Source organism: Pseudomonas sp. CCI3.1 (assembly GCF_034313985.1).
GTDB lineage: Bacteria > Pseudomonadota > Gammaproteobacteria > Pseudomonadales > Pseudomonadaceae > Aquipseudomonas > Aquipseudomonas psychrophila.
Genome location: NZ_JAVIWO010000002.1, coordinates 39,550 through 62,564 on the forward strand (window position 1 = coordinate 39,550; position 23,015 = coordinate 62,564).

The 23,015-nt window shown below is 51.3% G+C and carries 20 protein-coding genes and 1 pseudogene; 9 read left to right on the forward strand and 12 right to left on the reverse strand.

Going from position 1 to position 23,015, the window contains the following annotated elements:
• Positions 1-8: 8 nt before the first annotated feature.
• Both RGV06_RS25375 and RGV06_RS25380 read right to left on the reverse strand, forming a co-directional pair.
• On the reverse strand, positions 9-1,916 hold the full coding sequence (locus RGV06_RS25375) for a copper resistance system multicopper oxidase (RefSeq protein WP_010655521.1): 1,908 nt from the start codon (positions 1,914-1,916) through the stop codon (positions 9-11).
• Between the two features lie 215 nt (positions 1,917-2,131).
• Positions 2,132-2,338: a co-regulatory protein PtrA N-terminal domain-containing protein gene (locus tag RGV06_RS25380; protein ID WP_010655520.1), complete on the reverse strand. Its 207-nt coding sequence runs from the start codon at positions 2,336-2,338 to the stop codon at positions 2,132-2,134.
• 379 nt (positions 2,339-2,717) lie between these two features.
• Here RGV06_RS25380 and flgB point away from each other — a divergent pair, with 379 nt between their 5' ends.
• The gene (gene flgB, locus RGV06_RS25385) at positions 2,718-3,131 is read left to right on the forward strand and encodes a flagellar basal body rod protein FlgB (protein ID WP_019824148.1); all 414 of its coding nucleotides are present in this window, start codon (positions 2,718-2,720) and stop codon (positions 3,129-3,131) included.
• A gap of 68 nt (positions 3,132-3,199) precedes the next feature.
• On the opposite strand, the gene RGV06_RS25390 is transcribed toward flgB, so the two are convergent.
• A complete protein-coding gene (locus tag RGV06_RS25390) occupies positions 3,200-3,400 on the reverse strand; it encodes a heavy-metal-associated domain-containing protein (RefSeq protein ID WP_010655518.1) in 201 nt (66 codons plus the stop codon).
• A 366-nt stretch (positions 3,401-3,766) separates the two neighbouring features.
• Between RGV06_RS25390 and RGV06_RS25395 the strand changes: the two genes are divergently transcribed.
• On the forward strand, positions 3,767-4,042 hold the full coding sequence (locus tag RGV06_RS25395) for a metal/formaldehyde-sensitive transcriptional repressor (RefSeq protein WP_010655517.1): 276 nt from the start codon (positions 3,767-3,769) through the stop codon (positions 4,040-4,042).
• Positions 4,043-4,061: 19 nt separating this feature from the next.
• Entirely contained in the window at positions 4,062-4,967 is a 906-nt protein-coding gene (dmeF, locus tag RGV06_RS25400) for a CDF family Co(II)/Ni(II) efflux transporter DmeF (protein WP_010655516.1), read from the forward strand.
• Positions 4,968-5,102: 135 nt separating this feature from the next.
• On the opposite strand, the gene RGV06_RS25405 is transcribed toward dmeF, so the two are convergent.
• Together RGV06_RS25405 and RGV06_RS25410 are read right to left on the reverse strand one after the other, a co-directional pair.
• Positions 5,103-5,639, reverse strand: coding sequence for a cupredoxin domain-containing protein (locus RGV06_RS25405; RefSeq protein ID WP_010655515.1), 537 nt, complete (start codon positions 5,637-5,639; stop codon positions 5,103-5,105).
• A gap of 166 nt (positions 5,640-5,805) precedes the next feature.
• Positions 5,806-6,159, reverse strand: a complete 354-nt coding sequence (locus RGV06_RS25410; RefSeq protein WP_010655514.1) for a co-regulatory protein PtrA N-terminal domain-containing protein — start codon at positions 6,157-6,159, stop codon at positions 5,806-5,808.
• 206 nt (positions 6,160-6,365) lie between these two features.
• Between RGV06_RS25410 and RGV06_RS25415 the strand changes: the two genes are divergently transcribed.
• The 4 genes from RGV06_RS25415 to copD all read left to right on the forward strand — a co-directional run bounded on the left by RGV06_RS25415 (position 6,366) and on the right by copD (position 10,126).
• Positions 6,366-7,055, forward strand: coding sequence for a heavy metal response regulator transcription factor (locus tag RGV06_RS25415; protein WP_010655513.1), 690 nt, complete (start codon positions 6,366-6,368; stop codon positions 7,053-7,055).
• Entirely contained in the window at positions 7,052-8,440 is a 1,389-nt protein-coding gene (locus RGV06_RS25420; RefSeq protein WP_010655512.1) for a heavy metal sensor histidine kinase, read from the forward strand. Before RGV06_RS25415 ends, RGV06_RS25420 begins: the two co-directional genes overlap by 4 nt.
• A gap of 360 nt (positions 8,441-8,800) precedes the next feature.
• Entirely contained in the window at positions 8,801-9,184 is a 384-nt protein-coding gene (gene copC, locus RGV06_RS25425; RefSeq protein WP_010655511.1) for a copper homeostasis periplasmic binding protein CopC, read from the forward strand.
• A 3-nt stretch (positions 9,185-9,187) separates the two neighbouring features.
• Positions 9,188-10,126, forward strand: coding sequence for a copper homeostasis membrane protein CopD (gene copD, locus RGV06_RS25430; protein WP_010655510.1), 939 nt, complete (start codon positions 9,188-9,190; stop codon positions 10,124-10,126).
• A 78-nt stretch (positions 10,127-10,204) separates the two neighbouring features.
• Here copD and RGV06_RS25435 read toward each other — a convergent pair.
• Together RGV06_RS25435 and RGV06_RS25440 are read right to left on the reverse strand one after the other, a co-directional pair.
• A protein-coding gene (locus tag RGV06_RS25435) for an IS3 family transposase (RefSeq protein ID WP_085985548.1) occupies positions 10,205-11,292 on the reverse strand; the annotation gives its coding sequence in 2 pieces (ribosomal slippage) (positions 10,205-11,040 and positions 11,040-11,292; 1,089 coding nt in all).
• A 251-nt stretch (positions 11,293-11,543) separates the two neighbouring features.
• Positions 11,544-12,569, reverse strand: coding sequence for an IS110 family transposase (locus tag RGV06_RS25440; protein WP_010655507.1), 1,026 nt, complete (start codon positions 12,567-12,569; stop codon positions 11,544-11,546).
• A 74-nt stretch (positions 12,570-12,643) separates the two neighbouring features.
• On the opposite strand from RGV06_RS25440, the pseudogene RGV06_RS25445 reads away from it, so the two are divergent.
• A pseudogene (locus RGV06_RS25445) lies at positions 12,644-13,513 on the forward strand (IS3 family transposase); the annotation flags it as partial.
• 353 nt (positions 13,514-13,866) lie between these two features.
• The gene (locus RGV06_RS25450) at positions 13,867-15,192 is read left to right on the forward strand and encodes an OprD family porin (RefSeq protein ID WP_010655505.1); all 1,326 of its coding nucleotides are present in this window, start codon (positions 13,867-13,869) and stop codon (positions 15,190-15,192) included.
• Between the two features lie 1,033 nt (positions 15,193-16,225).
• On the opposite strand, the gene RGV06_RS25455 is transcribed toward RGV06_RS25450, so the two are convergent.
• From RGV06_RS25455 to RGV06_RS25475, 5 genes are all read right to left on the reverse strand, one after another.
• Positions 16,226-16,552, reverse strand: a complete 327-nt coding sequence (locus RGV06_RS25455; RefSeq protein WP_010655503.1) for a DUF2790 domain-containing protein — start codon at positions 16,550-16,552, stop codon at positions 16,226-16,228.
• Between the two features lie 74 nt (positions 16,553-16,626).
• Positions 16,627-16,824: a co-regulatory protein PtrA N-terminal domain-containing protein gene (locus tag RGV06_RS25460; RefSeq protein WP_010655502.1), complete on the reverse strand. Its 198-nt coding sequence runs from the start codon at positions 16,822-16,824 to the stop codon at positions 16,627-16,629.
• A gap of 140 nt (positions 16,825-16,964) precedes the next feature.
• Positions 16,965-20,129 carry a CusA/CzcA family heavy metal efflux RND transporter gene (locus RGV06_RS25465; protein ID WP_019824158.1) on the reverse strand — a complete coding sequence of 1,055 codons (3,165 nt, stop codon included), beginning with the start codon at positions 20,127-20,129 and terminating at the stop codon, positions 16,965-16,967.
• 26 nt (positions 20,130-20,155) lie between these two features.
• A complete protein-coding gene (locus RGV06_RS25470; RefSeq protein ID WP_010655500.1) occupies positions 20,156-21,382 on the reverse strand; it encodes an efflux RND transporter periplasmic adaptor subunit in 1,227 nt (408 codons plus the stop codon).
• Positions 21,383-21,469: 87 nt separating this feature from the next.
• Positions 21,470-22,702, reverse strand: coding sequence for a TolC family protein (locus RGV06_RS25475; protein WP_131690204.1), 1,233 nt, complete (start codon positions 22,700-22,702; stop codon positions 21,470-21,472).
• Positions 22,703-23,015: the final 313 nt, after the last annotated feature.

The window sequence follows — 23,015 nt, forward strand, 5'->3', positions numbered from 1 at the left end:
CGTCTCCTTTACTCATCAACCCGTACTTCACGGAACATGCCCATTTCCATATGGAAAAGTAGGTGGCAGTGATAGGCCCAGCGACCTAAGGCATCAGCGGTGACTCGATAACTGCGCTTAGTACCTGGTGGCATGTCAATTGTGTGCTTGCGCACCATGAACTTGCCATTTTCGTCTTCAAGGTCGCTCCACATGCCGTGAAGGTGGATGGGATGGGTCATCATGGTGTCATTCACCAGGGTGATCCGAAGACGCTCCCCATACTTCAGACGAAGCGGCTCTGCGTCTGAAAATTTGATTCCGTTGAAGGACCACGAAAACTTCTCCATGTGACCGGTCAGATGAAGTTCAATAGTGCGATTGGGCTCGCGGCCGTCAGGGTCTTGGAAAGTGCTTCTCAAATCAGAGTAGGTGAGGACTCGACGACCATTATTCCGCAAACCTATGCCAGGGTCGTTTAGCTTTGGCGTAGGGCTCATGGCTTGCATATCAACCAAGGGGTTGTTGGTTTCGGATGCTGGATGGGCCTGCATTTCGCCACTCATATCGCTCATCCCAGCCATCTGGCTGTGGTCCATGCCGGCCATATTGGACGTGTCGCCTTTGTCCATTCCCGCCATCTTGCTGTGATCCATGCCGGCCATGTTAGACATGTCACCGCTGTCCATGCCGGTCATGTCGCTTTGGTTCATCCCCGTCATCTTGCTGTGATCCATGCCAGCCATGCCTGACATTTCACCTTGCTTCATATCGCCGCCCATACCAGCCATGCCGCCATGGTCCATGCCCTCCATACCGCCCATACCCATGTCATCCATGGTCAAAAGCGGCCGAGGATCGATCGCAGGTACCTGTGCTTTCAAACCTTCTCGAACTGCCAAGGTTCCACGTGCATAACCGGTTCTATCCATGGACTGGGCAAAGATGGTGTAAGCCTCTTCGCTGGTAGGTTCTACGATCACGTCATACGTTTCTGCCACGGCGATGCGGAATTCATCGACGCTGACTGGTTTGACATGTTGACCGTCAGCCGCCACAACGGTCATTTTCAAACCAGGGATGCGAACGTCGAAATAGCTCATAGCTGAACCGTTGATAAAGCGCAGGCGCAGCTTCTCGCCCGGCTTGAAAATACCGGTCCAGTTACCGTTAGGCGCTTGGCCATTCATGAGATAGGTGTAAGTATCCCCACTGACGTCTGCGAGATCAGTGGGGTTCATTTTCATTTCAGCCCACATCTTGCGGTCGGCCACAGCAGCAGACCAACCTTGCTTGCTGACGTCGCCGATAAAGTCGCCCACGGTACGTTTGTGGTGGTTGTAGTAGTCCGATTGCTTCTTGAGCTTGGCCATGACACGACTAGGATCTTCATCGGTCCAGTCAGTCAACATCACCACATAGTCGCGATCGTATTGAAAAGGTTCAGGCTCTTTAGAGTCGATGACAATTGGACCGTATACGCCTGCCTGTTCCTGCAAGCCTGAATGGCTGTGGTACCAGTATGTGCCGTTTTGATGCACATTGAATTTGTACTCGTACATCCCGTCGGGCGCGATGCCATGGAAACTCAACCCCGGTACACCGTCCATATTGGCGGGCAGAATGATCCCGTGCCAATGAATCGACGTGTCTTGGTCTAGGCGGTTTTTCACACGCAGTGTGACCGTTTCGCCTTCGCGCCAACGAAGCAAAGGTCCGGGCAACGAACCATTGATGGTCATGGCTGTGCGCGGCGAGCCAGTAATATTTACAGGGGTTTCACCAATAAACAGATCAAATTCGTTACCGGTGAGAATGCTCGGCAGACCAGGACTGGTCACTGCCCATACAGGAGTGCGCCACAGACCAAGGCCGCCGAGAACGCCACCAGCGGCCAGGCCTTTAACGAATGTCCGCCTAGAGGTTTTGGAATTCATGCCGTTTACGTCCGATCAGTGAAAAAGGGAAGCCGTGCGAAACAACCAATGAGTTGCTCAACAGGTTGAAGGAACTCTCTCGGGGGGATGCGCCCGAATGAGCTTAGCTCGCCGTCACTAAAAACGAGTGTTTACGGCAAGCGAGCTCAGAAATTGCCACATTTGAACCATCACAGTGATTACATTTCTGTCAGTTTTGATGCGCAGTAAGCTATTCAGCAATTCTTGTGGCCCATCGCTTTGACTTTGCTTTCTGCGATCGGGGGCTGGGTGCTCTGTTGTTGGGCTATTTGATACGATTCCATTGAATTATTCCTAGCTACTTCCATGCGGGCGAACGTCCGGTCACCACCGCCTTCAGCCATAGCAAAAGAAGAGACGGTTAGGGCTGCAATGATGAACAAAGCTTTGATGGATTTCATTTTAGTGTCCTCTGGGAGTATTGGTAATCCCTAAATCCACATCAAACGATGATTCTTAGGGGAGAGCTTAAGGCTCAATAGGACTATAAAACTCATGCCCTGTCAGAAGCCTTAGCTGAATATTACAGTTGTGTCAGGTTGGCATATTTCTCTTGAGGAATACGCTATTCAATACGTAAAGTATCGATCTTTTCGAGTCGCACGGCTGTTTATTTAGCCTCAGCTTTAGGTGGGTAATTGATTTGGTTTAGGTGCTTTCAAGGTGAAGTCGTTTTTAGATTTCTATGCCGGAGCTTCGTGTATGAACCTAGATGCACTGCGGCAAAATCAAAGTATTAGTTGTTCTTGGAAAAAATTGAGCCATCAAGGGTGATTGAGTGTGAGCATTAACTTTGAGAAAGCACTTGGCACATCAGAAAGAGCGTTATTTTATCGTAGTCAAAGAGCTGAAATCCTGAGTAATAATATCGCAAACGCCGATACGCCGAACTTCAAAGCTCGAGATATGGACTTCTCTACTGTGCTTGCAAGTCAGAATAGAGAAAACCTTGCTAATACGTTTTCTTTGAAAACGCCAAATGTAAAACATATTGCCGGAAAAGATTCAGCAAGTGATATTTACGGAAGCGGTTTGCTTTACAGCACTCCGGTTCAACCTGCCATCGATCAAAATACTGTCGATCAGCAGGTTGAGGTCGCAAAATACACAGAAAATGGGATACGTTTCGATGCCGCTTTTACTCGTTTGAATGGTGCATTCAAAGGTTTGCTCAAAGCTCTGCGAGGAGATTAGTAGCGCAGGGTCTTGTGAGCCATCCGCATAAGGGGCGCTGACTATGGGCCAAGGGTAGGTGTCAGCATTCAAGTGCTGATTTGGGAAGGAAAACCTAACGCCTCGACAGCTTTACGAATTTGCTCTGAGCTTTCGCTACTTTCAACACTCACCTTTCCGGCGGACCGATCCACGGAAATCGTAGCTTTGTTGTCCAAGGACTGAATTGCTTTAGTGATTTTGCTGACGCAACCGCCGCAACCAATGCCTGATACATCTAAGATGAACATGATTATTCCTCTCGTGCTGAGCGGTCTCTTTACACCGCACCGACAGCATCAAGGTTGACACTATGGCAATGTCAATAATTGTCTGTTTCAAATTGTGAGTGTCATTGATGTATGACAGCACAGACTTGACCAACCGTTTTCATTTGATCTAACCACCCGATTTGCATCGAGTTCGACCAGTACGCATCTAGGCCATGGCCGGCAGAGCACGGCCAGAAGAAAACACTCCAGGCCCTCTGCTTCATCCTCAGATTTGAACCTCTCTTTCCTGCTCACTGTTTTTTAATGCCCCATACGCCTGCGAACCTTGTATAGGTATAGGGGGTATGCCTATCATGTGCGACGTATAGGTAGGAGAGGTATCCCATGGGCCATATCGCAGCAAACAAAGATGATCTTCTCAAGCGTGTAAAACGTATCGCCGGACAACTTCAAGCGGTTGAGCGAGCGTTGGAATCGGATCTCGATTGCGCCAAAACACTGCACCTTGTTGCCGCCACTCGCGGTGCCATGAACGGCTTGATGGAGGAAATCATCGAGGAGCATGCGCGTGAGCATGTCGCGAACCCTGCTCTCAGTGAAGAAGAGCGAAGTAAGGGCGTCGAAGAGCTTCTTGAAGCCATTCGCCGCTACTCCAAGTAAACGCTGTCAGGAATCACTCATGAGCAGTATCGACATCAAACACACCCACGACCACGTGTTCCTTGGCTCAGCGCACGACGATAATGCCAAGCGTACGCTTTGGGTTGTGGCACTTACCGTTGTGATGATGGTTGGCGAGATCACCGCCGGTTATATAACTGGCTCAATGGCGTTACTGGCCGATGGCTTTCATATGGCAACCCATGCCGTAGCATTGGGCATCGCGGCCGTCGCTTACGGATATGCAAAACGCCACGCTTCCAGCCAGCGCTACAGTTTCGGTACCGGAAAGGTTGGAGACCTAGGCGGGTTTGCCTCGGCGTTGATTCTCGGCATGGTCTCCCTGGGAATTGGCGTTGAGTCTGTCATGCGCCTCTTCCAGCCAACGGACGTGCAGTTCGGCACCGCTACGCTCATCGCAATTGCCGGTTTGATCGTCAACATTGCCAGCGCCCTGCTGCTGGGCCATGGGCACGATCATGATGATCATGACCATGCCCATCACGGGAGCGACAACAACCTGAAATCGGCCTACGTCCACGTCATCGCGGACGCGCTGACTTCGGTTCTGGCCATTGTGGCACTGCTCGCCGGCCGTTATCTCGGCTGGGTGTGGCTGGACCCGGTCATGGGCATCGTCGGTGCCATCGTTATTGCGCGGTGGGCATGGACCTTGATGGGGGTCACTGCAGGTGTACTGCTGGATCAGACCGATGCGCATGTTGCCGAGGAAATCCGTGAACTGGTTGAGACGCCGGGGGATGCCACCATTACGGACTTGCACGTCTGGCAGATTGGGCCACAAGCCCATGCGGCAATCGTCAGCGTCCTTGGTGAGGCCACTGCGAATGCCGACAGCATTCGTGAACGTCTCAAGTCGGTTCACGAGGTCAGCCATCTGACGATCGAGTTTCGACCAGTCTAATTCAGCGCCTCCTCACTATGGCCTCCAATGGTGCCCGCAACTCTTCCAGGGTAACGTGATCTGCGCGGATCGAACGCCGGTTGATTATCACGCGCCAACGCTTTCGTCGACGCGTGGTTTGCAGCCTACTACGACCTACTTCAGGACAATCTGACCGACCATCCCTGATTGATAATGCCCCGGCACGTTGCAAGCAAATTGAAGCCCAGTGGTGGTGTTGAAGGTCCAGATCAGCTCCTTGGTTGCGCCTGGCTCGATCAGCACGCTGTTCGGGTCGTTGTGTTCCATTTCGACCATCTTCATCCCTCCCATGCTATGGCCCATGTCGCTCATCATTTTCCCGGCCCCGGTGGGGCTTAGCGCCCCGTTCTGGAACATGTTCGCCATTTCTTTTTGGTGTGCCGCATGAGCAGCGGCTTTGCCGATGTTGAACTCGTGCAGCAGCGAACCCTCATTGCGAAGGACGAATCGGACCGTTTCACCCGGTTTGACGTCGATGCTTTTAGGTTTGAAGAAAACATCACCCATCTCCACTTCCACCGTACGGGTAACCTTAGAAGAGACACCGGGCTGGCCGATGTCCTCTTTACCATGACCAACACTGGCGATCGCCGTAGCACCGAAGATTAGGGTGATTGCCGCAATAACAGGGGTAATGAGCTTAGCTTTCATGGTGACCTCGAGAGTAAGAGGGAATCACTGGCTATGCTAAAGGGAATGAGCTGCTAGTTAACTGACCTGAACACTACATTTCTGTCAGTTTTCAAAAGAAAACACGGCGCCCAGGTAACGCCGTGTTCAGCGGAGCGGTTAACAAACCCCAATGAGACTAGGTTGGTCACTGATGGTTTTCAGAAAGCATCAATTTGTGCTCACGCTGCATTTGGCTCAAAACGTCATCAACTATTTTGTCGTGCTTTTCCATCCAAGCGAGGTGCTGCTGAGGTGACATCGATGCGTCTGGGTGATCTTGATGGAGCTGACTCATGATCTCCCCAAGCATATTCATATGCTCGGCCATGTGGACATGACGCTGCCCTTCAGGAGCTCTTTCAGCTTGTATAAGCACAGATTCAGCCTTGTTGCGCAGGTTTTCCATACGCTCTACAACCCGGTCTCCGCCACTTTCAGCCCATAGAGAAGACGAGACGAGTAGCGAGCTCACAAGAATAAGAACTTTTAAGCGATTCATGGTGCCGCTCCTTTTGGAATTGTTTTCCGGCTCCAAATACGGTTCATGCTGAAGAGTCGGCTGAGCATTAGGGAAATGCTCATTTTTGACCATAGACAGCGGTCGCTGACATATACCTGAAGCCAATATTACTTTTCTGTCAGTTGCTGCTTGGCTTGTGTTTTTCGTTGCAGACTCCGTTTCATAATTACTTGAGAGCCACTCCTATGAGACTTCTTGTTGCTGAAGACGAACCAAAAATAGGCATCTATTTGCAGCAAGGACTCACCGAGGCGGGGTTCAATGTTGATCGGTTTACCGATGGCAAAGAGGCACTTCAGCACGCCTTGAGCGAAGCCTATGACCTGCTGATTCTCGACGTCATGATGCCTGGGCTGGATGGCTGGGAAGTCCTCCAGAAGGTACGTGCATCCGGGAAGGATGTTCCCGTGCTCTTCCTCACGGCGCGAGACCGCGTCGAAGATCGAGTGAAGGGCCTTGAACTCGGGGCAGATGATTACCTGATCAAACCGTTCGCCTTTTCTGAGCTTTTGGCTCGCGTTAGAACGCTGCTGCGTAGGGGTAGCAGCGCTCCCTCGCAAACCTATATGAAATTGGCCGATCTGGAAGTGGACCTGCTTAAGCGTCGGGCCATCCGTGGAGGTAAACGTATAGATCTGACAGCTAAAGAGTTTGCTTTGCTTGAGCTGTTGCTGCGTCGTCGAGGAGAGGTGTTGCCAAAATCGCTTATCGCTTCCCAAGTTTGGGACATGAATTTTGATAGCGATACCAACGTTATCGAGGTGGCGATCAGGCGACTGAGAGCCAAAATCGATGATGATTTTGAGGTCAAGCTGATTCATACCTCGCGAGGTATGGGTTACATGCTCGACTCTCCTGATTCGGAGTCGAAATGAAGCGAATGTCTCTGACGAGCCGTATGAGTCTGATGTTCATGCTGGCTGTAACGGCGGTGCTCACTATTGCCGGCCTCAGCTTCAATAACCTTAGCCAGCATCACTTCAAGATGCTGGATCAACAGGCACTAAGCGAAAAGCTCCATTCTACTCAGAGAATTTTGACTGGATTGAATAGCATCGATCAATTCAGTGATGTTAAGCCTGAGCTGGAGGCGCTGCTTGGTGCTCACCGTGATTTGACTGCCATAATAATCGATGGTGACGGGAAGTTACTGTTTGCTGATCCCGGCTCGATCGATGTTCCAGAGGAATTTCGTACGATCCCGAACAGCAACGTCTGGGAGTGGCGGGAGCAGGAGAAAATGTTCCGTGGAGTGACTGCACAAGTGATCGTGACGGGGCAAGACAGGCCATTAACCGTTATGTTGATCTTTGATGTGACTCAGCATATGTCTTTCTTCGAGACACTTGAGCGGTGGTTTTGGATAGGGCTGGTGATCAGCGCGCTGATCAGTGCTGCCTTGGGTTGGATGGTCGCGAGCAGCGGTCTGCGGCCTATACGTCAAGTCACTCGGGTCACTGCTTCAATGTCAGCTAAATCCCTTAAGGAGCGCATTCCCTTAGCATCTGTTCCTAAAGAACTTCAGCAGATGGTGCTGTCGTTCAACGCAATGTTATCCAGGCTGGATGATGCATTTGTCCGTTTATCGAATTTTTCCGCGGACATCGCTCACGAGTTACGGACGCCGGTCAGCAATTTGATGACCCACACAGAAGTAGTGCTTTCTAGAAAAAGAAATATTGAGGACTACGAAGACAATTTGTATTCAAATCTTGATGACTTGAAGCGTATGAGTCGGATGATTGATGACATGCTTTTTCTGGCAAAATCAGACAACGGTCTGATTTCACACGAGAAGAAACCGATAGACCTAGTAGAGATAGTGGAGAAATTACAGGAGTACTACTCTCTACTAGCTGATGAGCGAGGGATTGGCCTCACGGTTTCAGGGCGGGGTAGCGTCCGAGGCGATGTTCTAATGCTGCACCGAGCCATCTCTAATCTGCTATCAAATGCGCTCAGGTATACCTCTGAAGGGAAGTGCATCAATGTCGATATCCAACAAAAAGGAACGTCGGTATTGGTCGTAGTGGAAAATCCTGGAGAGTCCATTGCGCCTGAGCATCTTGAAAAGCTTTTCGATCGATTTTATCGAGTGGACCCTGCGCGTAGAGAAGGGAGCCCAAGCAACGCCGGGCTAGGTTTATCGATCACCCGATCGATAATCGAGGCGCATGACGGCAAGATATGGTGTACGTCATCTGGTGGGAAAACGGCATTCAATATAGAGCTTCCTAGTGCAGACGAAAAAAAGGCCTGAGACAAGCTGCACATATTAAACCACGCAGTATGGGATTAGCTTAAAGGCCCCTTTTTGAATGAGTTAGAGCTCGTGATACGCCGCGAAGAGGGGCCGTATTTAGGCCCCTTATCCGCGCCATCCAATAGCCAAAAAACCGCCCCAAGCTGACTGAAATGTAATCGAACAGTTTACATTCATGTGGCATCGTGTACTTGCGCTGTGACGTGGAGATTCTTGTGAGCTCCTCCTGTTCGTTCCGCCATAGGACACTGAACCTGCTAGGTATTCGCCAGTGGTTTTAACAAGCGTCGAAAAGTAAAAAACTAGATATTCCCAAACAAACCTCGAATCAACAGCTCTTGCTGTGAGGAGTCTTGCATGTCATTCCTTAAAACTACGACCGTAGCTGTTGCACTTACTGCGGGCTTGCTTCTGAGTGCAGTAGCTCAAGCACATCCAAAGCTCCTTTCTTCTACTCCGGTAGAAGGCTCGGATGCGGCGGCCCCTTCGAAAATTGAGCTGCACTTTTCTGAAAATCTAACTACTCAGTTTTCAGGTGCAAAACTGATCATGACCGATATGCCTGGGATGCCGAACTCCCCGATGGGTGTTAAGGCCAGCGTCGCTGGTGGCAGTGATCCGAAAACGATGGTGATTACACCGGCAGCACCTTTGAGCACAGGCACCTACAAAGTCGAATGGCGTGCTGTCTCCTCGGACACTCATCCGATCACCGGTAACTTCTCATTCAAAGTGAAATGATTCATGAGCGACTCAATAAATATTGTGGTTCGCTTTGCTCTTTATTTAGACCTGATGCTGTTATTCGGATTGGCAATTTTCGGCTTGTACAGCCTTAGGGGAATAGAAAGAGTATCGGGCACGGTCTTGAATTTTGAGTCGCTTCTTTACGGTACTTCTGTTGTAGGTGTAGCTCTATCCCTTGCAGCAATGTTGTTGCTTGCGAAAGCAATGAGCGGTGTATCGGGGTTCATGGAACTACATCACCATATTTTCCAAATGGTCCTCATGGGGACTGACGTCGGACTGACCTGGATGGTCCGCATAGCTGCCTTGGTTATGGCAATTATTGGCGTAGCGCTGAATAAAAGATTTCCGACACTCAGTCTCTGGATGGTGACTGTATGCGGAGCGATTGCGTTGGCGACGTTAGCATGGACAGGGCACGGTGCCATGGATGAGGGCAGTCGACGCTACTGGCATTTTATCAGTGATATTTTCCATCTTTTGGCCGCCGGTGGATGGTTAGGTGCTCTAGCGGCATTTGCCCTACTACTGCGTTTAAAATCGCTCAAAAGCGAGCAGGAAGCACAAATTCTTGCTCGGGTATTGACTGGCTTTGAGTCGGCCGGCGGAGTGATTGTGGCAATCATAAGCATCACTGGAATAGTCAATTACCTATTTATCGTTGGACCAAACCTCGATGAAGTGATGCTCAGTACTTATGGCCAACTTCTATTTTTGAAAACCTTGCTCTTTGCCGGAATGATCGTGTTAGCCGCGCTCAACCGCTTCCACTTAAGCCCGGTACTAGAAAAGTCAGTTCGCAACGGAGAATATTCTGTTGCAGTTAATGCATTGCGCCGCAGCATGACGCTGGAATTTACAATGGCGATCGTCATAATTTGCCTCGTCGCGTGGCTAGGCACCTTAAGTCCGGTAATGGAAATGAGCGCGGAATAGGGGTTAGTGGCAGCCAACAAAGAAGACCCAAGGGTGAATGGTAATCCCCCCATTTTTAATACTCGTCAAAAATAGAGGTCAGGCCACCAGGGCCAATTTCTGTTTAGGGGTTATGCCGCCGAGGGCCATATTCGGGCGCTCGTGATTGTATGTCCAGATCCAGCTTGTGCCGTAATTCTGAACTTCCGCTATCGATCCAAACAAGTAATGCCCCAGCCAGTCGTAACGTACTGTGCTGTTATAGCGCTCGACGTAAGCGTTTTGCTGCGGGTTGCCCGGCTGAATATAGTCCAAACGAATGCCCCGTTTTTCAGCCCAACCCGTGAGTTTGGCACTGATGAATTCCGGGCCGTTGTCACTGCGGATGACTTGTGGCTTCCCGCGCCACTCAATGACCTGATCCAGCGCTCGCACCACACGTTCAGCCGGAAGCGAAAAATCAATTTCCATACTCAGGGCTTCGCGGTTGAAGTCGTCGATCAGATTGAAAACTCGAAAGCTGCGTCCGTCCGCCAATTGGTCGTGCATGAAATCCATCGACCAGCAGTGGTTGCTGACTTCAGGAACAGCCAGCGGCTCGGGCTTCTCGCGCACAATACGTTTGCGCGGCTTGATACGCAGATTCAGTTCCAGCTCGCGGTAAATCCGGTACACCCGCTTGTGGTTCCAGCGATAGCCTTTGACGTTGCGCAGGTACAGAAAGCATAAGCCGAAGCCCCAGTTTCGCTGGTTGTGTGTCAGGCGGATTAAATGATCGGCAATCTCGGCGTTTTCATACGCCAAACGCGGCTGATAGCGATAGCACGTGGTGCTGACCCTGAAGGCCAAGCACGCCAGCTTGATACTGCACCGACCTGAGCGAACCACCTCCTGCGCCATCTCTCGTCGCCGAGATGGCATCACCACTTTTTTGCCATGGCTTCCTGGATGATTTCGGCTTTGAGGCGCTCTTCGGCATACATTTTTTTAAGCCGCCGGTTTTCTTCCTCCAGCTCACGTAAACGAGCCATTAGCGAGGCGTCCATGCCACCGAATTTGGTACGCCACTTATAGAACGTGGCCGAACTGATGCCGTGCTCACGGCATAGCTCTGGGGCTGGGGTTCCAGCCTCTGCTTGCTTGAGAATGGCCATGATTTGACTGTCTGAAAAACGCGATGTCTTCACGCAAAATTTCCTTGATCCGGTCAGGAGAAAATTCTACTTCTGATGCGTACTTTTTTCAGGGGGGATTACCGGATGATTCACCCGCGCCATGATGAGAGTCGCGCCTGACGATCCTGAAAAGGCTAACGGCTTCTTGCTGAGCCAATTTTTAAAACAGGTTCTTCGTCAGGCCGGTAGGCCGTTTACGTCATCCATTATTCAGCTATCGCAAAACCTGAAAGGTGAATCGTGGTACAGCAACAACTGCAGAATCAGGCGTTCAAGGCGTCTGGCCCTGCTTCGTATTGCGTATGGTGCGCGGCCATCGCCCAAGCGATACGCGCCAGCTTGTTAGCCAAGGCACAGGCTACGACATTAGAGTGGCGTCGGCTCAGCAATGAGCGAACCCAGTCGGCCAAGGCTCCTTTCTGGTGATCGAGTCTCTGCATGTAGAGCCTGGAACATTGCACCAACAACTGTCGAAGGTGCTTGTCGCCGCGTTTACTGATCCCCAGTAAGTTGGCCTTGCCGCCGGTGCTGTATTGCTTGGGTACCAAGCCCACTGATGCGGCAAAGTCCCGGCTGCATCGGTACTGCTTGCCATCGCCCATCTCCACAGCCAGCAGGCTGGCGGTGATCGGGCCGACACATGGAATGCTCAGCAAACGACTTCCCAGATCATCGTCGGCCAGTTGGCATGCCAACTCTTTATCCATTGCCTTGATTTGCTCATCCAGATAGACGAAGTGATTGTGCAAACGCTGCAGCAGCACCGTCAGACGAACGGGAAGTTCATGCTCAGCCAAAACAACCGCCAGACGCTTCATGATGGCCAAACCTCTGGGTAAGCTGACGCCAAACTCCAATAGAAAACCGTGCATTTGATTAGCGGTTCTGGTGCGATCACGCACCAACGATTCGCGCATCCAATGGAGTACAGACAGGGTTTGCTGGGATTCAGTCTTGGGCGTAACGAAACGCATCGAAGGACGAGAAGCGGCTTCGCAAATCGCCTCAGCGTCGACAAAGTCGTTTTTGTTCCCCTTGACGAAGGGCTTAACGAACTGCGGGGAAATCAGCTTGGCCGCGTGTCCCATTGCCGCCAACTGACGAGCAACATAGTGTGACCCCGCACAGGCCTCCATTGCCACGACACAGCTCGGCAAGCGGGCGAAAAACTGCATCATTTGCGCCCGTGAACATTTTTTGTGAAACACCTCCCGGCCTGACTTATCCTGGCCGTGCAGATGGAACGTATGTTTACCGAGATCAATACCTATCAGCGCTGACTCGCTCATGATGATGCCCTCCGAAAATAAATCACCCTGCTAAAGCCTAGCCCTCGCAAGGTGTGGGGGTGACCATCTCATTAGGCTACCGCGCTCTTGATGTCGGAAGATCTCGAGCGTTCGCGCTGATTGACCAGTTGAGCATCCACGAGCCGATTGATTGGCTGTGCAAGGTGTTTGAAGTGACCCGCTCGTGCTACTACGCTCGGCGTCTCAGGCGCCGCACACCGGATGTAGAACGCCTTCGATTGCGCAGTCGGGTGAACGAGTTGTTCACCCAAGGCCGCAGTGCTCCCGGTAGCCGTAGCATCATGGCCATGATGCAGGACGACGGCGAGCAGATCGGGCGATTCAAAGTGCGCAGCCTGATGCGCGAGCTAGAGTTGGTCAGCAAACAACCGGGATCGCATGCTTACAAAAAGGCGACGGTCGAGCGGCCCGACATTCCTAATATTTTGAACCGGGAGTTTGATGTGCCCACTCCTGACCACGTCTGGTGTGGCGATATCACTTACATCTGGGCTCAAGGGAAATGGCAGTATCTGGCGGTTGTGCTGGATTTTTTTGCCCGCCGTGTTGTGGGCTGGGCGTTGTCGGGAAAGCCGGATGCCGACTTGGTCATCAAGGCCTTGGACATGGCTTACGAGCAGCGAGGGAAGCCTCAAGGTCTGCTGTTCCACTCCGACCAGGGCTCGCAATATGGAAGCCGGAGTTTTCGTCAGCGCCTTTGGCGATATCGCATGCGTCAGAGTATGAGCCGGCGAGGAAATTGTTGGGATAACGCGCCGATGGAGCGGGTGTTCAGGAGCCTGAAAACCGAGTGGATACCGACCACGGGCTACACGACGGCCCAACAAGCTCAGCGGGATATCAGCCATTTTTTGATGCACCGGTACAACTGGATTCGACCGCACCAATTTAATGGTGGGCTGCCACCGGCTCAGGCCGAGTAAAAACTTAACGTCGTGTCCGGAATTAGTTGACCACTGCACTTATAGCTGGTCGAGCACCGCGCATCCGCACCTCTCACGTGCGAATTAGAGATTTCTGGTCGCTAAGTGAGCACTGTGTAGCAACTAGCATTGTAAAAACTCAGATCCGTAAACGGCTGATCGCACGGTACGCGCGTCAACATTTCAAGAAAGCCGCCGAATATTACAAAATTGTAATTTCTCAATCATGCCCCTGTTATCTACAGATTGCAACGATACAACTCGGCGATGATACAGGAAGCGCGACCAGCTTCCTTAAAACAACAATTCCAGCCGAAGTGCTTTCTAGTTCTGCCGAACCGAAGGAGTGATTAATGATTAACAATACAAAGTTTTCGATAGCCGCTATGGCAATGATTGTCAGCTCTGTGCCGCCAATGGTGATTGCGGAAGAAAAAAATGGCGGTTTTATAGAGGATAGTAGCCTTACCGTCCTTAACCGCAACTACTACTTCAATCGCGAACATCGTAACGGAGAGTCAAGCCCTACAGGCAATGGATATTCCGAAGCATGGGCAAACGCGATTATTACTAAATTCGAGTCTGGATTTACCCTGGGCACAATCGGTGTCGGAGTGGATGCGTTTGCTATGATTGGAATAAAACTCGACACGGGTGGCGGCCGTAATGGCGGCCGTAGTTCATTTGATGTCCTTCCAGTCAATAGCAACGGAGAGGCAAGGGACGAATACACAAAAGTGGGAGGTGCGGCAAAAATTCGCGCCTTTGACACCGTAGTAAAAGTCGGTGACGTATTCCCATCCACCCCAGTTGTGGCTGCTGGCGACTCAAGACTACTACCGGAAAGTTTCACTGGCGTCACAGCAACCAATACTAGCATTGAAGGCTTGACCGTTCAGGGCGGTCGCCTACATGCCATGAGCCAGCCAGTTTCGAGCAACATGCGCGACAACTTTGCGACCTTCTATGCTGGGCCTGTTAACTCGCCTTGGGTAGGCTACTTTGGTGGTGATTATAACTTAAACAAAAACGTCACCCTTAGTCTTTACTCCAGTCGCCTCAAGGACGCATGGAATCAATACTATGCTGGCACCGGGCTAAACTACTCATTATCAAATGAGCTTTCCGTATTCGGAGGCCTTAACTATTATAAGGCCGTCGACGAAGGAAAAAAATTACTTGGCGATTTCGACAATAACATATGGAGCGGTAAAGTAGGCGTGAAGTATGGTGCACACACACTTGCGCTATCCCATCAGAGAAATAATGGCAATAACGATTTCGATTACCTGCGTCAGTCGGACTCGATCTTTCTTGATAACTCAATTCAGTACAGTGATTTCAACTCACCTAAAGAACGCTCTTGGATGGTTCGCTACGACCTCGACATGACATCGTATGGCGTGCCTGGCTTGTCGTTTATGACGCGTTACGGTCGTGGCACTGATGCTGATTACTCTAACGCCAATACGACGTACATGAGACGCGATGCGGATGGAAACCCACTTACCGACCAGAAACGTTGGGAGCGTGACATCGAAGTAAAATATGTCGTTCAGACAGGCACCTTGAAAGATATGTCTTTGCGCCTACGGCAAGCTAATACTCGTGCAACCACATTTGAGTCGGATCTGGATGAGGTTCGTGTGATTATTGAGTATCCATTAGCTATTCTTTAAGATCTGCGCAGGATGAATCATCCTAGACGAACATTACTTTTTTGCTGAAAAATTTCAAAAATGTAATTTTTCAATCATCTTCCTGTTAGCTTAAGTCACTTATAGTAAACTGGAGTTTATAGCAATCTGCTAGCGCATCTGGCCAGATTGCTACAGGTAAGTAATACCCTGCAAAAACCTGAAACTCACTGCTGTCAAGTTGAAGCTCCGCATCCACTTTTAGATCACTCATCTAAATACGATGTATTTTAAGACGCCCTTCGGGGCGTCTTTTTTATGCGTGCGCCAGGCATGGCGCGTTGCGCGTGAGCGCAATCAGCTTGGCTGTGGTGGCCACGCTGGTGACTTGGAGGTGCAAGTCCTCTACACACCCAGCAAGGGGAAGTGTTAGCCGAAGGCAAGGGTGTCGCGGGCGACTGCGAATCTGAAGGAAGCCTTAGGCAAAATGCTGGCCTGACGAACAGGAAGCGGATTAGGCGGCGTAGCGGGGTAAGACGGCGCAAATCGTCAAAGCCCAATACTTGCACGGAACGCTACGACGTAGATCCGACAGGCATAAGCAGGAAGGTCGCGCGAATTACCCTGGGAGATCTGTTTAGCCTGCCACGTGCTACCGGCATCGCGAGATGACGGGATGGGCGACAGAAGTCAGCCGAGGCCGTAGTAGTTGCTCGAAACCGGAGCAATGAAGGGCTGAACCTGCCATGAGTGGACAGTCGGGTGTGATCTCTGTTGGAGCGTAAAGCAGAAACTCCGCGTAGCGGGGGTCGAGACCATCAGGAGGTAGGAGCCGGAAGCTCCGAGGGCCGGTCTGGGCGCTTAGATACCACAGGCGACACATCAACGGAACCAAGCTCGCTGACGTTGTTTTTCAGTAGGCAGGAACCGCCGTATACGGAACCGTACGTACGGTGGTGTGAGAGGACGGCGGGGGTAACCCCGCCTCCTACTCGATCTGCCGTAAACACCCCCCACATTTTATGTCTTATGACGCACGTCAAAAATATGAGCCCCTATGCCAAGAGCGTAGAGGCTAACCACCTTTACGGCATGTTCCGGCCACTGTGTATCTGACTGTATTCAGTACTCCTTCAGAGTCTTCGTATGTCATAGCTGCGGGCATCACCCCGCACCCTTTCGCTGGTCGCACCATGCTAACTACATTCACAACATCTAATTTCATTCCGTATTTATATTGCTTAGCTACGGGAATATTTTTTCCATGCCTAATCGCATACTGCTCCATAGCTACGGAGTTGGCACTCATTCTTTTTTCAAAAACCTTGTCACTATCTTTAGCAAATACGCTTGAAGAGATCGCAGCGACCACAATAAAAATCACAGAATTAATAGTCTTCACTTTTTGCACCTCACATGTCAATAAAAACCCCGCAACCGGAATCGGGGCGGGGCTTATGTGTAGCACCACTACATTTACTTACTAATCTGGCCCTTATCACCGCCTGACATTTTCGGAGGAGTTTTTTTCAGCTCTTTGGCTAAAAACTTCTCCATAGCCTGCTCGGTAGCTTGAGTAGCTCTAGAAAAAGTCCGGTCTCCACCACCCTCAGCCAATGCAGTGGAAGAAAGAATCAATGCTCCTACAAGAGCGTAAATTTGTGCGATTTTCATTTCGACACCTCATATTAAATACTGGCATTAGAGTATCAATACGAAGCTATCAATACGGTGGCACTAAGATTACATATCCGTCATCATTGATATAAGTAGCCCGCTAATGAGGATCAGCAGCGGGCTTTAAAAACAAACTGCTATACTATTTCTTGTTTTTCGCTGCCTGCCTCTTCATCTTTACGGTGTGCCCAGTGATATAACGCAGGAAGTATAAGTAGGGTCAACGCAGTTGAGGACAGTATTCCCCCGATTACAACGGTAGCTAGGGGCCGCTGGACTTCCGCGCCTGTTCCAGTAGCTAGAGCCATGGGGATAAAGCCAAGGGATGCCACCAAAGCTGTCATTAATACTGGGCGCAACCGCGTTAGCGCTCCTTCATTGATCGCAGAATTCAACGAATGTCCCTCTTCTCGAAGGTTGCGGATAAAAGCAATCATCACCAGACCGTTCAGCACTGCCACACCCGACAATGCAATGAAACCAACACCCGCCGAGATCGACAGTGGGATATCACGTAGCCACAACGCCATAACACCACCCGTCAATGCGAATGGAATCCCGGTGAATACCAGCATGCCGTCTTTGAGATTGTTAAACATCATGAACAGCAGGGTGAATACCAAGAGCAGAGCCACAGGGACAACTATCTGCAAGCGTTTGGCAGCTGATTGAAGTTGTTCAAACTGCCCACCCCAGGTAGCCCAATAACCGGCCGGAATCTCTACCTGCTGATCAATGGCGATGCTAGCCTCCTTAACGAATGAGCCGATATCCCGTCCACGTACATTGGCGCTGACAATGACCAGACGCTTACCGTTCTCACGACTGATCTGATTCGGGCCAAGTACAAGATCGAGGGTCGCCACTTCTGAAAGGGCAATAAAACCGATCTGATCGGCATTGCCATTGAGCAGCGCCGGGACTGGAATCAGCAGTGTGGACAACCCCTCAACGTCCTTACGCATGGCGTCGGATAAACGCACCACTATGTCGAAGCGGCGATCTCCCTCATACATCGTCCCGGCCTGGCGGCCACCGACAGCCACCGCAATGGTGTCTTGAACGTCTCCAACGTTCAGACCGTAACGTGCGGCTTTGTCGCGGTCTATGTTTATGGTCAGTACAGGTAGCCCCGTTGTCTGTTCGACTTTGACCTCGGAGGCGCCATCGACCCCCTGCATTGACGCGGCAATTTTCGCAGCGGTACTGTTAAGCACTGCCATGTCATCACCGAAGACCTTGACCGCCACATCACTTCGCACGCCTGAAATCAACTCGTTGAAACGTAGTTGGATAGGCTGGGAAAGCTCATAGTTGCTACCGGGCATAGCAGCCGCTGCTTTCTGGATCTCTTCTGTCAACGTCTCCCGGGATTTACTTGGATCAGGCCATTGATCCTTCGGTTTGAGCATCACATAACTATCAGAGATGTTCGGCGGCATTGGATCGGAAGCAATCTCTGCAGTACCGGTTCGAGCAAACATCCGTTCGACTTCAGGCACTTTTTCCAGCACAAGCTTTTCTAGGCGCTGCTGCATTTCCACCGATTGCGTCAGACTTGTACCGGGTACTCGTAATGCTTGCAGTGCAAAATCGCCTTCGCTGAGACTAGGTACAAACTCACTGCCCATTCGACTGGCGACCACGCCACTCGCAGCGATGACACCTAATGCCATGGCAAATGCCAGCGATCGATGACTCATGACCCAATCCAGCGCGGGGGCATAAGCCCGTCGCGCTCCTCGCATTACCACGTTCTCTTCTTCCTTGACTTTGCCCGTCACGAACATGGCAATTGCCGCAGGAACAAAGGTTACGGACAGCAGCATCGCGCCTAGCAAGGCGATCACGACGGTGAACGCCATGGGGTGGAACATTTTCCCTTCGACACCGGTCAGGGCAAAAATAGGTAGATAAACGACCATGATGATCAACTGCCCGAAAATCAGTGGTCGACGGGCTTCCTTGGCTGCTGCAAACACTTCGTGAAAGCGCTCGGAGCGAGTTAGGAGGCGCCCGTGATGGTGCTGCGCATTGGCGAGGCGCCGTATAGCATTTTCGACAATAACCACTGCACCGTCGACGATAATACCGAAGTCCAGAGCCCCCAGGCTCATCAGGTTGGCGCTGACTTTGTTGGTGAACATGCCTGTGAAGGTAAAGAGCATGGCTAAAGGAATGACCATGGCAGTGATCAGTGCTGCGCGAATATTGCCTAGGAATAGGAACAAAATCGCGATTACTAGGATTGCACCTTCAATCAGATTCTTCTTGACCGTGGCAATAGCCTTGTCTACCAAGTTAGTACGGTCGTAAACAGTGATCGCAACCACCCCTTTGGGCAGTGAACGGTTGATTTGCTCTAGCTTGACTGCAACGGCCTGAGAGACGGTACGGCTGTTCTCGCCTATCAGCATGAACACCGTGCCGAGTACGACTTCACGACCGTTTTCGGTCGCCGCACCGGTACGCATTTCACGCCCAATATCCACGGTCGCCACATTTTTAATACGTATAGGAGTGCCATCGACGTTGGCGATCACGATATTGGCGATGTCGTCGGTGGTCGCCACTTGGCCAGGGGCACGAATCAGTAGTTGTTCGCCACTGCGCTCAATGTAGCCGGCTCCTACGTTAGCGTTGTTGCTTTCCAGCGCGGTCACAATGTCTGTCAGGGTCAGCTTGTAAGCGGCCAAGCGTTTTGGATCCGGAGCAATCTGGTATTCCTTGGCGAATCCGCCAATGGTGTTAATTTCGGCGACCCCAGGAACGTTGCGCAGCTGAGGTTTAATAATCCAATCTTGGATTACCCTCAGGTCGGTCGGCGTATAGGGGCTACCATCCTCTTTTACGGCGTCTTCTCGGGCCTCGACAGTCCACAGAAAAATCTCACCCAAACCGGTAGAAATCGGCCCCATGACAGCTTCCACGCCTTCGGGCAATTGTTCCTTTGCCATCTGCAATCGTTCATTGACCAATTGCCGGGCGAAGAATAGGTCGGTGCCTTCCTTGAAAATCACCGTAACTTGTGAAAGACCCGAGCGTGAGAGTGAACGCGTCTGCTCAAGTGCCGGCAGACCTGCCATGGCGGTTTCAATAGGGAAAGTGATGCGCTGCTCAGTCTCCAGTGGCGAGAAACCTGCGGCACCAGTATTGATTTGCACCTGGACGTTGGTGATGTCGGGCACGGCGTCGATCGGCAGCTTCTGGTAGCTAGCAATGCCGAGTCCGGCCATGAGGAGAACCGCGAGCAGGACGATTATGCGTTGCTCGATGGCAAATTGGATTAGGCGTTCGAACATGAGAACCTTCTCGTGGAAGTGGCGGATCAGTGGGCGTGTTCAGCCGAGGCTTTACCCAGTTCTGATTTCAGAATGAAGCTGCCGGCAGCAGCGACTTGAGCTCCGGGCTCCAGGCCCTCTGTGATCTCAGCCAGACCTGCTGCACGACTACCTATTACTACTGCTTGCGCCTTAAACCCGTCATCAGTTCGCACGAAAACTGTTGGCCTATCCTCGACCGTCTGGATTGCTGCTTCTGGTACTGCGACTTTCGCCAGCCGGGTATCGGTATCAACCAGTACGGTTACGAACAGCCCGGGACGCCAAGCTCCTTGCGGATTCGCTATGGACACACGGACAGTGGCGGTACGAGTCTGCTCACCCAGTAAACTCCCAACGTAGGCCACGGCACCCGTAACTTCCGCATTCAACTCAGCGGCACTAACCGTGACAGACTTGCCCACCAGGACTTTGCTCAAATCCTTAGGGGAAACGCCAAAAGTCACCCAAACATGCGACAAGTCCGAGAGTGTGAACGCATTGCTGGTTTCACTGACAACCTCACCAAGGCCCAAGTGCTTTTCGACCACAACGCCATCGAACGGTGCACGCAGCTCATACCGGTTGCCACCACTGGTCACCGAGCTGCCACTAAGTACGCTGATTTTTTGTCGGGCATTACTGACAGCGATTTCGGCCTCTTGCAGAGCCTGACGGGCTTGAAGGAAATCCTGTTCGGCAGAGATTTTGTCCTGCCATAACTGGCGTTCACGCTCGTAGGTAGTGCGCGCCAACTCTAGACGACGTTGCGCTGCGGCTTGCTCACTGCGCTGATCAGAAATTTGTTGACTGGCAATCACGGCTAGTAGCTGACCTTTTTTCACTGTTTGGCCAAGATTGACATGTACCGACTCGACGACACCAGGAACCCGGGGTACCACATGCGCAGTACGGTCTTCATCGAAACGGACTTCTCCAGGAAACGGCAATGAGAGGCTGATGCTCTGTTCCTTAGCTTCGATTAACTGAATGCCGGCAGATCTGATCTGATCGTCGCTCAGAGTCAGGTGACCTTCTTCTGCTTCCCCTTCTGCATGCCCGCCATCAACTGACTCCTTGGCCGCACCCTCGTTGCTGTGATCAGCATCGTGGCCCTGTTCTTCTTGCGTCTGTACGCCGGTGGACGCTGTTGACGTGCTACCCATCCAGAGCGAACCAACACATATGCCCACCGTGAGGGTCAGTGCGGTGACAAGGATTTGTTTTTTATCCATGGGACTCCCTACGCAGCTCAGTGGGCAGTCACGGATTACCGTGGCACTGCGATGCTGAGTAGCGGTTAAAAAAGTGTTATATGAAATTCAAGGGGTATGAGTGAGCTTGTCGACATCACCGAAAATTCGCTCGATACGCACCCAGGCGTCTGTCGCCTCAGCAATGGCCTGGATGTACTGACCGCGTGCGCTGATTAAGGTGCGCTGGGCATCTAGCACATCTAGGAAGTTGAATTTCCCCATTTCGAAACCACGGGTAGCGGTATCTACAGCACTTTGCGCGGCAGGTAGGATGGTTTGATTGAACGACGTGATTTCAGTGTTCGCTGTATTCCACTGAGCTAGAGTGGTCTGAATTTCTGTGCGCAGGCGTAACTCGCTGGCATTGCGAAGGTCGCGGGCCTGATCAGTTCGGCGGGCGGCTGCCAACACATTGCCCTGGTTACGATTGAATAATGGGATGGGCATCGACAGCCCTACGACATTCACGCGCTCACGCTCCCGTTCATCGTATTGGCTACCTAAACTTACGGTTAGGTCAGGAATGCGCTGGGCTTTCTCCAAGCCAAGTGAGGCTTCACGCTGGTCAATTTGCAGCTTTGCCAACCGTAACTCCGCAGTCTGACCTATGCGATTAAGGAGCAGCGAAGGTTCCGGTACAGTTGGCATTGGCTGACTTGAATCACTTACAGACGCAAACGCCGGCAAAGGCACACCCATGACTCGAGCGAGTTGTTGATAGGCATTTGCCTCATCTCGCTCTGCCCGTTTCAGCTCTAGGCGTACCTCCGACAACTGGACTTCTGCTCGCGTACCTTCAACAGGCGATGACTTGCCACTACTGATGCGACCTTGAGCTACATGCAAGCCACGCTGTGCGAGCTCAAGTGATTGACGTGATAACAGCAACCTTTGCTGAGCCGTAGATGTGTTGTAAAACGCCTGAATGACATCGGCACGTAGAGCATTACGCTTGCGCTCCAATTCAATCTCGGCTGCATCTTGCGCTCGACTTGCCACTTCGATCCTAGCGCCTCGCTTACCGCCAAGCTCGATCGGCTGATTGATCATCACCGTCGTAGTGCGCGAATTTCGCCGGGTATCCTCAGCCTCCCAAGACAACTCAGGATTGGGAATCAAGCTCGCCTGCTGCCGATCTCCCTGAGTGATACCAATTTCCCACTGTGCTGCCGCTAGGTCAGGATTGTTGGCAAACGCCATTTGAAGAACTTGATCCATTGTCAGCGCCTGTGAAGCCGAACCAGCGGAAAAAGCCGTGCCTGATAGTGCAAGCGTGCAACTTAGGCCTATTACCAACATGGATTTTATGATACGCAAGGGGGTAATGAACTTTCTAAGCCAACGCAATTTTATATTTCCTTTAAAGCGAATTTTCTCAACGTAGTAACTGTAGAGTTCTTCACTTATCAACAAGGTGACTGAAGAATTACAAATATGTTATCCAGCTCTACTACTGTAGATTTTGCTCTAATATAGGAGGTGTTAAAAAAGAAAAAACTTAAGGCAGCAATATGATGAAACAAAAATTCAGCAATTATCTGCCGAAGCGCACTTGTCGAATTGGGGTATTCATATGAGCACACGATGTGCTACATAGCCCCTGGATTATTTC